Source organism: Bradyrhizobium sp. WYCCWR15520 (assembly GCF_056174665.1).
In genome coordinates this window covers 76,350-89,354 of sequence record NZ_JBWBWM010000011.1, presented here as the reverse complement: position 1 = coordinate 89,354, position 13,005 = coordinate 76,350, and the positions used below count along the sequence as shown (strand labels likewise).

The following is a 13,005-nucleotide window of genomic DNA, read 5'->3' as shown; positions in this document are numbered from 1 at the left end:
CAATGCGCATTCTAGTTGCTGAAGATGACACGGCGTCACGGCTGATAATCGAAGCCGCCGTCATTTCGCTGGGCCATGAATGCATCGTGGCGACGAGCGGTGAGGAAGCGTGGCGTCTGTTTGAGACGGCCGATGTCGAGGTCATCATCAGCGACCGCATGATGCCGGGAATGGATGGGCTCGAACTCTGTCGCTGGGTCCGGGCGAGTAACGGGGACACTTATACCTATTTCATCTTTCTGACGATCCTTGACGAAAGGACTGATATCGTAAGCGGCATGGAGGCCGGCGCCGACGATTACCTCGTCAAACCCCTCGATACTGTGGAGCTGAAGCTGCGCTTGCATGTCGCCGCCCGGGTCACCGCGCTCCACCGCCGATTATTCCAGCAGTCGGAGGAACTCGCGCGACTCAATCGCCGGCTTTTCGACCAGTCGCGGACGGATTCGCTGACCATGCTTGGCAACCGCCTCAAGCTGAGCGAGGACCTCGACGCGATTGGCGCGCAGGCAGAACGTTATGAGCGCAGCTATTGCGCCATCATGTGCGACGTCGATTACTTCAAGGCTTACAACGATGACGAGGGTCATCCCGCCGGCGACAAGGTGCTGCAGACTGTCGCGCGAGCATTGGCGAACGCGAGCCGGGCCGGCGACGAGATCTATCGCTACGGTGGTGAGGAATTCCTGATCCTGATGCCCGAACAGGATCTCAAGGCGGGTGTAGCCGCGGCCAACCGTTTGCGTCAGGCGGTCGAAAAAATGGCAATCCCGCACAATGGAAATCCCGGCAACGGGATCGTGACCATCAGCGCCGGCGTGGCGGCATTCCCGGCGACCGAGCGCAAGTCGATCCAGGCTTGGCTGAGCGAGGCCGATGCCGCGCTTTATCGCGCGAAGCAGGAAGGGCGCAACCGCGTGGCGCACGAGCCGCGCTCTCCGCTTCCGGAGCCGCCGCGCAAACCATCCTTCGAAAAAGTCGGAGGCAGGTCGGTCTAGTTCAGGCTCGGAAGGACTTGCCCGGGAGTTCCCCGCATTACCGTGCTTGATTTGCGTGCAGCGATCGATCGGCGTGGAACCGACGTGCTCGATCCGGCCCAACGGACCGCCTTCCCGTCGGTGGAAATAACCGACCATGCCATTGCTTTTTCTGGGAACGGCGGGCCGCTTGCGGCATAAAGCTGCTGTCCTTCCTCGGCTTTCGGAAATCCCATGACCCCTTCCCGCGATATTTCCCGCCTCATCGAGATCATGGCGGCGCTGCGTACGCCGGTCACGGGCTGCCCGTGGGACCTCGAACAGGATTTTGCGACGATTGCGCCCTACACGATCGAGGAAGCCTATGAGGTGGCGGATGCGATCACGCGCGGCGATCTCGACGACCTGCGCGAGGAGCTGGGCGACCTGCTGCTGCAGGTCGTCTATCACGCCCGCATGGCGGAAGAGCAGAACGCCTTTGCCTTCGGCGACGTGGTCGAAGCGATCACGCGGAAACTGATCCGCCGCCATCCGCATGTGTTTGCCGACAAGGACGGCAACATCGCCCCCGCCGGCGTCAAGAGCGCCTGGGAGCGCATCAAGGCCGAGGAAAAGGCCGAGCGCGTAGCACGGCGGCCGACGGAGGAGACCACGCATAAATCGCTGCTATCGAGCGTCAAGGCCGGCCAACCGGCGCTGACGCGGGCGATGGAATTGCAGCGCAAGGCGTCGACCGTCGGCTTCGACTGGAACGATCCACGTGCCGTGCTCGCCAAGATCCGTGAAGAAGCCGATGAGATCGAGGCGGCGCTCGACCGCAAGGATGTCGACGAGCTCGCGGAAGAGACCGGCGATCTCCTGTTTGCCCTGGTCAATCTGGCCCGCCACGTTGGCGCTGATCCCGAAACCGCGCTACGGGGCACCAACGCCAAGTTCGAGCGCCGCTTTGCCTATATTGAGCGCGCGCTTGCCGCCCGTGGCTGCTCACTCGAAGACGCAACGCTTGAAGAGATGGACGCGCTCTGGAACGAGGCCAAAGGCGAGAAGTCAGGGGCGGCTGCACCGATCCCTGCACAAAGTACGCGCTGAATTCGGGCCTACGCCACCCGCGGGACGGCGTCGAATCTGGCCACCACGATGTCGCGCTTGGTCTCGTCGACGCGCACCGTCATGTCGAAGCGTCCGTCGTGAAGCTCCTTGTTGAGCACTTCGGCATTGCGGTGCAGCCAGCTGATACCCGCGCCGTCGGAAGCATCGATGGACAGGTCCAGCGTCGTGCGGGTTGCCGCCAGCCGCTCCTCGATCGCGCTCAACAGTTCGTTGATCCCCTCGCCCGAGGTGGCCGAGACCAGAAAGCACGGGCGCTCCGGCGGACGGCGGGCGGCGATGTTACGCAGGTTTTCACGCTCCTCGGGATCGAAGCGATCAATCTTGTTCCAGACCTCGAGGATGCGTCCGCCGGAGCCGGGATCGATGCCGAGCTGACGCAGCACGGCGTCGACGTCGCGCTCCTGCGCCTCCGCGTCCTCATGCGAGATGTCGCGAACGTGGAGAATGATGTCGGCCTCCAGCACCTCTTCCAGCGTGGCGCGGAACGCAGCGACAAGCTGCGTCGGCAGGTTGGAGATGAATCCGACGGTGTCCGAGAGCATCGCCTTTCCGCCATGCGGCAGGCTCAGCGCGCGCAAGGTCGGGTCGAGCGTCGCAAACAGCATGTCGGCCGCCTGCACGTCGGCGCGCGTAAGGCGGTTGAACAGCGTCGACTTGCCGGCGTTGGTGTAGCCGACCAGCGCGACCACGCGATAAGGCACCCGCTGCCGGCCGGCGCGATGCAGCCGCCGCGTCGCCTGGACCTTCTTCAGTTCGTTTTCGAGGCGCGTGATGCGGTCGCCGATCAGGCGGCGGTCGGCCTCGATCTGGGTCTCGCCGGGGCCGCCCATGAATCCGAAGCCGCCGCGCTGGCGCTCCAGATGGGTCCATGACCGCACCAGGCGGCTGCGCTGGTAATTCAGATGCGCCAGCTCGACCTGCAGCGCGCCCTCTTTGGTCTTGGCGCGGCGGCCAAAGATTTCCAGGATCAGGCCAGTGCGATCGAGCACCTTGGTGTTCCAGGCCTTCTCGAGGTTGCGCTGCTGGATCGGCGACAGCGCACAATCCATCACCACCAGCTCGATGTTGTGGCCTGCGATCAGGCCGGTGATCTCCTCGACCTTTCCCTTGCCGAGATAGGTCGCCGGCCGGATCTGGCTGATCGGTGCAATCAATGCATCGGCAATCGTGAGGTCGATGGCGCGCGCCAGGCCAGCGGCTTCGTCAAGCCGGGCTTCTGAATCGCGGACAGCCTCATTCGCCTGCGCATCGGCGTCGCCGCGGCGCATACGCAAATAAGGGCCGATGACGATCACCCGCCCGCTTTGTTTGGCCTCCGACCGCGGACGGTCGGCGCTCCCTTCACGGTCGAAGGGTTCCAATCAGTTCACTCTCAAGCCGGAGCATCCTCGCCGCCCTCGAACAACTGGATCGGAGCGCCCGGCATGATGGTCGAGATCGCATGCTTGTAGACAAGCTGCGAATGACCGTCGCGCCGAAGCAGCAAGCAGAAATTGTCGAACCAGGTGACTATCCCCTGCAGCTTTACTCCGTTGACCAGAAAGATCGTCAGTGGCGTTTTTGTTTTACGAACGTGGTTTAGGAAGGTGTCTTGTAGATTTTGTGCGCGGTCTGCCGCCATTGTTTTTGTCCCGCCGTCTCGTGCTTCTTTTTATTAAGCCGGTTGTTGCTCTCTCATGGAGCCTGCCCCCGACTCGCCGGCTTCCCCTGAGATCCCCCTCCGGTCGGCTCGGCGATCCGATTAGAGGCTACGCGCGCTTTTTAGGCAAGCCGGTTCGCGCGTCACCCCCTCGGAACCCAGTGGCCATTCTCTTCAAATGACCTGAAAGAGATAAATATTCCCAAGCAGATGCATGGATCTGCGCGAGCGATGCCATTGGCCGCGCAGATCGCGAACTATCGAACGAACGATTCACTCAAACTTCAGCCAACACCCAGCGCCTTCAGCTTGCGGTGCAGCGCCGAGCGTTCCATGCCGACAAATTCGGCCGTCCGCGAGATGTTGCCGGAGAACCGGCTGATCTGCGCGATCAGGTAGTCACGCTCGAAGACTTCCCGCGCTTCGCGCAGCGGCAGCCCCATGATGTGTTCGCCATTATTGCTGGTCGGCATCGCCGGCACCATCGAGCCCACATCCTGAGGCAACATATCGGCGGTGATGATCGCTTCCGGGCCGCCGCCGGCCAGAATCATGACGCGTTCGACATTGTTGCGGAGCTGGCGGACGTTGCCGGGCCAGACATGGGACTGCAATACTGCCATCGCATCCTGGCCGATCTGCCGCTTCGGCAATCCAGTCGCCACGGATATCTGATCCATGAAATAGTCGATCAGTTCGGGGATGTCCTCGCGGCGTTCCGACAAGGGCGGAACGCGGATCGGCACCACCGACAGCCGGTGATAGAGATCTTCGCGGAAACGCCCTTCCGCGATCTCTTCCTCCAGGTTACGCGCCGTCGAGGAAATAATGCGGACGTCGACGTGAATCTTGGCGGTGCCGCCCGAGCGCTGAAAGGTCTGATCGACCAGCACGCGCAGGATCTTGTTCTGGGTCTCGCGCGGCATGTCGGCGATTTCGTCGATGAACAGCGTACCGCCATGCGCCTCTTCCAGCGCGCCCGGCTTGCGCGCCTGCTCGCCGTTCGATTGCTCGATACCGAACAGTTCGACTTCCATTCGTTCCGGGGTGATCGCTGCGGCGTTGATGACGACGAACGGGCCTTCTGCACGGCTCGATGCATTATGCAGCGTCCGCGCTGCCAGTTCCTTGCCCGAGCCGGAGGGCCCGACGATCAGAATGCGGCTGTTGGCCTTGGCCGCCCGGTCGATGGTCTGGCGCAACTGGTTCATGCAGGCGGAGCGTCCGGTGAGGACGCTGGCGGTGGGAGCCAGTTGCTTCAATTCCTTCACTTCGCGCTTGAGGCGCGAGGTCTCCAGCGCCCGCGTCGCGACCAGGATCAGCCGGTCCGACTTGAACGGCTTTTCGATAAAGTCATAGGCGCCGCGCTTGATCGCCGCCACCGCGGTCTCGATGTTGCCGTGGCCGGAAATCATCACCACGGGAACGTCGGCGTGCTCCTTCTTGACCTGCTCGAGCAATTGCAGGCCGTCGAGCTTGGAGCCCTGCAGCCAGATGTCGAGAAACACCAGATGCGGGCGGCGATTGGAGATCTCAGCCAGCGCCGAATCGCTGTCGCGCGCGGTACGGGTATTGAAGCCTTCGTCGTCCAGGATGCCCGCAACGAGGTCACGAATATCGGCTTCGTCGTCGACAATCAGAATGTCACTTGCCATGGGTTACACCTGTCTTGTCAGTTGCCTGTTGCGACTTCGGATTTTGTTCGATCATTGGTCGCGGATGCCGCTTCATTGGTTTCGCCTGGCGACCCTTTTGTTTCATTGCCCTGCTGATGTGATTCCACCTTCGACGCATGACCGGAGACGGCGAATCGCAGCCGCATCCAGGCACCGCGCTGTCCGGGCCGGAAATCGGAGGCATCCTTGAGTTCGATGCGGCCGCCATGGTCTTCCAGCACGCGGCCGACGATGGCGAGTCCGAGCCCGGTGCCCTTTTGCCGCGTCGTCACATAGGGCTCCAGCAGCCGCGCGCGGCTTACCTTGGGCAAGCCGATACCGTTGTCGATCACGTCGATCACGATGTCTTCGTTTTCGCGCGCGGCGATCACGTCGATGCGTCCCTTGCCGAGTTCTTCCGGCGGCACCTGTTCGATCGCTTCCGTCGCGTTCTTGATGATGTTGGTGAGCGCCTGCGAAATCAGCCGGCGGTCGAACTGCGCCCGCATCGGGTCCTGCTTGATATCGGCCTCGATATCGAGATCGGGATGGCCTACCTTCATCAGGAATACCGCCTGCCGCACGGTGTCGGCGACGTCCTCGCCTTCCATGACCGGCTTTGGCATCCGCGCGAAGCGGGAGAACTCATCAACCATCCGCCTGATGTCGTCGACCTGTCGCACGATGGTGTCTGTACATTGTTCGAAGATGTTCTTGTCTTCGGTGATGACCTTGCCGAATTTGCGGCGAATCCGTTCCGCTGAAAGCTGGATCGGCGTCAGCGGATTCTTGATTTCATGGGCGATGCGGCGCGCCACGTCGCCCCAGGCCGAGGTGCGTTGCGCGGAGACGAGCTCGGTGATGTCGTCGAGCGTGATGATGTAGCTGTCGCGCGAATGGCTGGTCTGTTCGGCGCTGACCCGAACCGACAGGTTGCGCTCATGGCCGTCGCGCGTAATCGTGATCTGGCCCTGCACCAGACGCTGCGTGCCCTCACGCGCCGTCTTCATCATGTCGTCGAGCTCGGGCAGCACGTCCGACAGCGGATGGTCCAGCGTCTCGGATTCGGCATGGCCGATCAGTTTCTCGGCCGAGCGGTTCAGAATGCCGACGCTGCCGGAGGCATCGACGCCGATGATGCCGGCGCTGGCCGAGGACAATACCGCCTCGATGAAGCGGCGGCGGCTGTCGATCAGGTCGGAGGCGCTGACCAGTTCGTCTCGCTGGGTGCGCAATTCGGCCGTCATCTTGTTGAAGGTCTCGCCGAGCTGGGCGAGATCACCTTCGGATTTATGGACCGGCACCTGGACATGCAGATCGCCGGTCGAAACGATATTGGCCGCGCTCATCAGATTGCGGATCGGTGCTACCAGCCAGTTGGCAAAATTCAGCCCGATCAGCACCGACGCCATCAGGATGGTCAGCGCAATCACCGCAAACATCAGCGCGAAGGCGACTTGAATGCCGAGCCGGCGGGCTTCGATCTGGGCGTATTCAGCGACGCTGGCCTCGGTCTGCTTGAGCTGCGCGACCACGCGAGGATCGAGCAGCCGCGCTACATACAGGAAGGTGTCGTTGAAGGAGCGCAGCCGGATTACCGCCGCCACGTAGTTCGCGTCGGGAAAGACCGCGATCTGCGGCTCGTCCTCGTTGACATTGCTGAGGAAGTCCTGCGGCGGCGTCGTGAAGTCCTGCTTGATGCCGGTTTGCGCCGTCTCCAGGATATTGCGATCCTTGTCGATCAACATGGCTCCCGGCAAATTCCGGGAGGTGGCGCTCATCGTCAGCAATTCGCGAAATGACCGACGGTCCTGGTCGAACAGCGGCCTTGCCCGGGCAATGTCATTGGCCATCCCCAGGATGTCGCCGCGGATGAGCTGCGCATGCTCGTAGGTATAGGCCCGGGCAACGATCAGCGAGTTCTGCATCACCTCGCGCGTCGGGCCCGAGAACAGCCGGTCCAGGCCGCGGTCGATGGTCACGTTGGCGACGATCGCAACCAGCACCGCGGGCAGCACCGCGATGATGGAGAACAGGCTGACGATCTGGACGTGCAGCCGTGCGGCGGCCCGGCCGCGGCGCCGCGCCTGGATCACCAGCCAGACTTCCCGGGCGATGATGGCGACCAGGAGCAGGATGGTCGCCGCATTGATCATCAGGAACGAGTAGACGACGTGGCGGGTCGGCTCGATCGGCGTCAGGCCGCTCAGGACCACGAAGGTCAGGAATGCCGACAGCAGCGCGACTGCGACGGCGAACGGCGCCACCCACCTCCGCAGGAAGCCCCCTCCGGATTCGGTACGTGCTGGGTCGAACGGTGGCGCCGAGGTCTCTGCGGTGGTCATTCCGGCAATTCGGTGAGCTGAAAGGCTTTAAGCCCGCGCGTTGCGGACTGATGCATTCATATCACAATGTTGCCGAATTGCGACAATTCCACGGCGCGGCCACCCGCTAAAGCGATCAATCCTCAGCCGAATCACCTCATTTTCATTGCGAACGCGGGCGGATTCAATCGCTAGCCGCCACTCCGGTAAACCTGGATGTCGAGATCCCTGATCTTCTTGCGCAGCGTATTGCGGTTGAGGCCGAGCAGGTCGGCCGCGCGGATCTGGTTGCCGCGCGTGGCCGCCAGCGCCGCGGTGAGCAGCGGCACCTCGATTTCCTTGAGGATGCGGTGGTAGAGGCCCGGCGGCGGGACGCCGTTCGGGAAGCCGGAGAAGTGCGAGGACAGGTAGGCTTCGACCGCGCCGCCGAGGTTCTCCACGCCCATCGGCGCGTTGCCGCCCGAGGTGACCGCCGGCGGCGCCAGTTCGCCATCGATCACCGAGGCCGTAATGACGTCCTGCGGGTAGAGGGCGGCCAGCCGGCGCGCGAGGTTTTCGAGCTCGCGAACGTTGCCGGGCCAGCGGTGCTGCTTCAGCCGTTCCAGCGCCAGCGCATCGAGCTTCTTCGGCGGCAGGCCATCCTTTTCGGCAAGCGTGAAGAAATGGCGGATCAAGTCCGGCAGGTCCTCGATCCGCTCCCGCAACGGCGGCAAGCGCAGCGGCACCACGTTCAGTCGGAAGAACAGATCTTCCCGGAACAGGCCCTGCTGGATCAGGATGCGCAAATCCTTGTTGCTGGCCGCTACGATCCGCACGTCGGTCTTGATCGGGGTGCGCCCGCCGACGGTGGTGTATTCGCCCTGCTGCAGCACTCGCAATAGCCGCGTCTGCGCTTCCATCGGCATGTCACCGATTTCATCGAGAAACAGCGTGCCGCCCTCCGCCTGTTCGAACCGGCCCGACGCGCGGGTATTAGCGCCGGTGAACGCGCCACGTTCATGGCCGAACAATTCGGATTCGATCAGGTCGCGCGGGATCGCAGCCATGTTGACGGCGACGAACGGACCGTTACGGCGCTTGCCGTAGTCGTGCAGCGCACGCGCAACCAGCTCCTTGCCGGTGCCGGACTCGCCGGAGATCATCACCGTGAGATCGGTCTGCATCAGCCGCGCCAGCACCCGATAGATTTCCTGCATCGCCGGCGAACGGCCGACCAGGGGAATCGAATCGAATTCGGAATCGTCGGCGGAGCTCGCTACCCGCTCCTTCGGCTCGGCCAGCGCGCGGCCGACGATGGTGATGAGCTCCTTGAGGTCGAACGGTTTCGGCAGATATTCATAGGCGCCGCGTTCTGAGGCCCGGATCGCCGTCATGAAGGTGTTTTGGGCACTCATGACGATGACGGGGAGGTTCGGCCGCATCTTCTTGATGCGCGGCAGAAGATCGAACGCGCTCTCGTCCGGCATCACCACGTCGGTGATGACGAGATCGCCCTCGCCCTGACTCACCCAGCGCCATAGCGTCGCGGCGTTCCCGGTCAGGCGCACTTCATATCCGGCGCGCGAAAGCGCCTGGTTCAAAACCGTGCGGATGGCGGTGTCGTCATCGGCAACGAGTATGCTACCTGCGGGCATCGTTATTCCTCATCTTGCGTCCTGTGAGGCAGGCGACGGCGTACCCGGAACGCCGTCGCGGTTGCTTTGGTCGAACTGTTTGGTGGGATTGAACATCGGCATCAGCACGCGGAAGGTCGTCTTCCGCGGCTGGGATTCGCATTCGATGATGCCGCCGTGATCGCCGACGATCTTGGCAACCAGCGCCAGCCCGAGGCCGCTGCCGGTTTGTTTGGTCGTCACGAAGGGATCGAACAGGTTCGGCAGCAGGTCTTCCGGCACGCCGGAGCCGTTGTCCTTGACGCAAAACTCCAGCGGCAGCGACACCCGCGATTTCTTGCCCGGCACCGACAGGCGTACGCCGGGGCGGAAGGCGGTGGTGAGCTGAATTTCGGCGTCGCCGCCGAGATCGGCGACAGCTTCGGCAGCGTTCTTCACCAGATTGAGGAACACCTGAATGAGCTGGTCCTGGTTGGCCAGCACCGGCGGCAATGACGGATCGTACTCTTCAATGAAGCGGATGTTGCGGGCAAAGCCGGACTGCGCCAGCCGTTTGACGTGGTCGAGCACGGAATGGATGTTGACCGGGCCGCGCGCCACCGGGCGGTCGTCGCCGAACACTTCCATGCGATCGACCAGGGTGACGATGCGGTCAGCTTCGTCGCAGATCAGCCGCGTCAGCATGCGGTCTTCGGACGAGGCCGCCTGCTCCAGCAGTTGCGCCGCGCCGCGGATGCCGGACAGCGGGTTCTTGATTTCATGCGCCAGCATCGCGGCCAGCGCGATGACCGAGCGCGCCGCGCTGCGATGCGTCAGTTGTCGATCCATCTTGTCGGCGATGGTGCGCTCCTGCAGCATCACGACGATGTGGCCGGGCCGTTCGGTGAGCGGCGCGACGTGAAGATCGACCTGGCGATCGCCGCCGATCCGGGGCGTACCAAGATCGACCTTGTATTCGTTGACCGGCGAGCCGCTGGATCGTACCTGGTCGATCAGCGCCAGCAATGGACTGCCGAACGGCACCAGCTCTTTCAGGGATTGCCGGCGCAGGAATTGCGTCGAGATCTCGAAGAAGGATTCGGCGGCGATATTGGCGTCGACAATGCGGCCGTCAGGCGCCACCAGCAGCACCGGGTTCGGCAGCGCGTTGAGGATGGCCTCGCTGTCTGCAGGCACTGGCCGGCGATGTTCTGCGGCTGATGTCATGCAGCAGCACTCCATGCGAAATCGTCGAACGCGTCCTGCAACGATCGGTGCACGCGGTGCGGATCTTCCGACGTCAGAATCTTTTGCCGCCAGCCTTTCAGAGTCTCCGCCGGCGCGCGACTGCACTGGGCTGCGATCTCCAGCGCCCAGCCGAGATGCTTGCGTGCATGCTTGAGCCCGATGCGCAGCCCGTAATGGCTGCAAACCTCGTCGTAGAGTGCGCGCACATGGGCGAGTTGCTCCGCGAGCGACGGTGCAATTTCTACCGTCCCGGTTTCAAGCCGACGGCCTATTTGTCCCGGCAGCCAGGGCTGCCCCTGCGCGCCACGCCCAATCATCACGGCGTCCGCCCCCGACTCTTCCAGCGCCTGGACCGCCTTCTCGAATGAGGTGATGTCGCCGTTGACGACGAGCGGCACGGAGATCGTGTTCCTGACCGCGCGCACGGCGGCCCAATCGGCGGTCCCCTTGTAAAATTGGCAGCGCGTGCGCCCGTGCACGGTGATCATCTGCACGCCGGCGGCTTCCGCGCGGCGCGCCAGTTCCGGCGCGTTGAGCGAGCGATCGTCCCAGCCGAGCCGCATCTTCAGCGTCACCGGCACCCTCACCGCCGCAATCGTAGCTTCGATCAGCTTGAGCGCATGATCGAGATCGCGCATCAGCGCCGAGCCGGACTGACCGCCGGTGACATGACGCGCCGGACAGCCCATGTTGATGTCGATGACGTCGGCGCCGGCGGCTTCCGCGACCCTTGCACCTTCCGCCATCCAGTGCGCCTCGCAGCCCGCAAGCTGAACGACGTGTGGTCCGACACCGGCTTTCTCGCAGCGCAGAACCGACATCGGCCTGCCGTGCACCAGTTCGTCGCTGGCGGTCATCTCCGAGACGACCAGTCCGGCGCCGAGAGTGGCCGCCAGGCGTCGGAAGGGGGCATCGGTGACGCCGGACATCGGCGCCAGAAGAACCCGGTTGGCGACAGCAATTTCGCCTATTTTCAACGGCTTAGAGCCTTCACTTTCCGGGCCGGTCACGGCGTTCTCATGGTTGGGGCGGCGGCGTCATTGCAACCGTCAGCGCATATTGTGAGCACAAATCTTGGGCAGTCAAGCTTCTTGCCTACACTTTAGACAGATCTACCATTTGTGCAAGTGCACTGCAACAAAAACCGGTTTTCCCACAGGTGATGGGAATCACTCTGTTTTCCGTATTCGGCATGGTAAGGGCTGTGCGCCAGCGCGGCCTGACGCCCCATCCTCAACCCTGATTCGTCGTATTTGAGTCCCGATGCCCAAACCTGAGCGTACCGCAGCCATTCTCGTCGCAGCCGGACGCGGGCTTCGCGCCGGCGCCGGAGGGCCGAAGCAATATCGCGAGATCGGCGGGCAGACCGTGATCTTCCGCGCCATGGAGGCGTTTTGCCGGCATCCGGACGTCTTTGCGGTACAGCCGGTGGTGAATCCCGATGACGCCGCCATGTTCACCGCGGCCGTCGCGGGACTGCGTCACCAGCCGCCCACCAATGGCGGCGCGACCCGTCAGGCTTCGGTGCATGCCGGGCTCGAGGCGCTGGCGGCGGAGAAGCCCGACATCGTCCTGATCCACGACGCCGCACGGCCCTTCGTGACACCTGCAGTGATTTCGCGGGCGATCGACGCTGCCGGACGCACCGGTGCCGCCGTGCCTGCGATATCAGTCACAGATACGATCAAACAGGTGAGCGATACCGGCGATGTCGAGGCAACGCCCGACCGCGCACGCTTGCGAATCGCGCAGACGCCGCAGGCGTTTCGCTTCGATGTGATTCTCGATGCTCACCGCCGCGCCGCGCGCGACGGTCGCAGCGATTTCACCGATGACGCGGCGCTCGCGGAATGGGCGGGATTGACGGTAGCGACCTTTGAAGGTGATCCTGCAAACATGAAACTGACAACGCCAGAAGATTTCGTCCGCGAGGAAGCCCGCCTCGCCGCCCAGCTCGGCGACATCAGGACCGGCACCGGCTATGACGTGCACGCCTTCGGCGACGGCGATCATCTGATGCTTTGCGGCGTACGGGTGCCGCACACCCGCGGCTTTCTCGCCCATTCCGACGGCGACGTCGGCCTGCACGCGCTGGTCGACGCCATTCTCGGCGCGCTGGCGGACGGCGACATCGGCTCGCACTTTCCGCCCAGCGATCCGCAGTGGAAGGGCGCTGCGTCGGACAAATTTCTCAAATACGCCGTCGATCGCGTCACCGCGCGCGGCGGCCGCATTGCCAATTTAGAGGTCACCATGATCTGCGAGCGCCCGAAGATCGGGCCGCTGCGCGATGTCATGCGCGCCCGCATTGCCGAGATCACCGGGCTCAACATTTCCCGTGTTGCGGTGAAGGCGACGACCAGCGAGCGGCTCGGCTTTACCGGCCGCGAGGAAGGCATCGCCGCAACCGCGAGCGCCACCATCCGCCTGCCGTGGGACGATAAAGGTTGGAGAGAGTAG

Annotated in this window: 10 protein-coding genes; 3 read left to right on the top strand and 7 right to left on the bottom strand. The window is 63.4% G+C overall.

The window, feature by feature from the left end; translation table 11 throughout:
• Positions 1–2 precede the first annotated feature (2 nt).
• Together AC0QUY_RS14325 and mazG are read left to right on the top strand one after the other, a co-directional pair.
• Entirely contained in the window at positions 3–998 is a 996-nt protein-coding gene (locus AC0QUY_RS14325) for a GGDEF domain-containing response regulator (RefSeq protein WP_475387307.1), read from the top strand.
• A 213-nt stretch (positions 999–1,211) separates the two neighbouring features.
• The gene (mazG, locus tag AC0QUY_RS14320; RefSeq protein ID WP_161854584.1) at positions 1,212–2,066 is read left to right on the top strand and encodes a nucleoside triphosphate pyrophosphohydrolase; all 855 of its coding nucleotides are present in this window, start codon (positions 1,212–1,214) and stop codon (positions 2,064–2,066) included.
• Positions 2,067–2,074: 8 nt separating this feature from the next.
• Here mazG and hflX read toward each other — a convergent pair whose 3' ends face one another.
• The 7 genes from hflX to dusB all read right to left on the bottom strand — a co-directional run bounded on the left by hflX (position 2,075) and on the right by dusB (position 11,522).
• Positions 2,075–3,448: a GTPase HflX gene (hflX, locus tag AC0QUY_RS14315; protein WP_161854583.1), complete on the bottom strand. Its 1,374-nt coding sequence runs from the start codon at positions 3,446–3,448 to the stop codon at positions 2,075–2,077.
• Positions 3,449–3,459: 11 nt separating this feature from the next.
• The gene (hfq, locus tag AC0QUY_RS14310) at positions 3,460–3,708 is read right to left on the bottom strand and encodes an RNA chaperone Hfq (protein ID WP_006020546.1); all 249 of its coding nucleotides are present in this window, start codon (positions 3,706–3,708) and stop codon (positions 3,460–3,462) included.
• Between the two features lie 302 nt (positions 3,709–4,010).
• A complete protein-coding gene (gene ntrX / locus AC0QUY_RS14305; protein WP_161854582.1) occupies positions 4,011–5,381 on the bottom strand; it encodes a nitrogen assimilation response regulator NtrX in 1,371 nt (456 codons plus the stop codon).
• A 17-nt stretch (positions 5,382–5,398) separates the two neighbouring features.
• Complete coding sequence (locus tag AC0QUY_RS14300) at positions 5,399–7,726, bottom strand: sensor histidine kinase NtrY-like (protein WP_475387306.1); 2,328 nt, start codon at positions 7,724–7,726, stop codon at positions 5,399–5,401.
• A gap of 170 nt (positions 7,727–7,896) precedes the next feature.
• A complete protein-coding gene (gene ntrC, locus AC0QUY_RS14295) occupies positions 7,897–9,339 on the bottom strand; it encodes a nitrogen regulation protein NR(I) (RefSeq protein WP_161854580.1) in 1,443 nt (480 codons plus the stop codon).
• A gap of 9 nt (positions 9,340–9,348) precedes the next feature.
• Positions 9,349–10,524: a two-component system sensor histidine kinase NtrB gene (locus AC0QUY_RS14290; protein WP_475387305.1), complete on the bottom strand. Its 1,176-nt coding sequence runs from the start codon at positions 10,522–10,524 to the stop codon at positions 9,349–9,351.
• Positions 10,521–11,522, bottom strand: coding sequence for a tRNA dihydrouridine synthase DusB (gene dusB / locus AC0QUY_RS14285; RefSeq protein ID WP_475387394.1), 1,002 nt, complete (start codon positions 11,520–11,522; stop codon positions 10,521–10,523). The genes AC0QUY_RS14290 and dusB overlap by 4 nt, the downstream gene beginning before the upstream one ends.
• A 286-nt stretch (positions 11,523–11,808) precedes the next feature.
• On the opposite strand from dusB, the gene AC0QUY_RS14280 reads away from it, so the two are divergent.
• Complete coding sequence (locus AC0QUY_RS14280) at positions 11,809–13,005, top strand: bifunctional 2-C-methyl-D-erythritol 4-phosphate cytidylyltransferase/2-C-methyl-D-erythritol 2,4-cyclodiphosphate synthase (RefSeq protein ID WP_475387304.1); 1,197 nt, start codon at positions 11,809–11,811, stop codon at positions 13,003–13,005.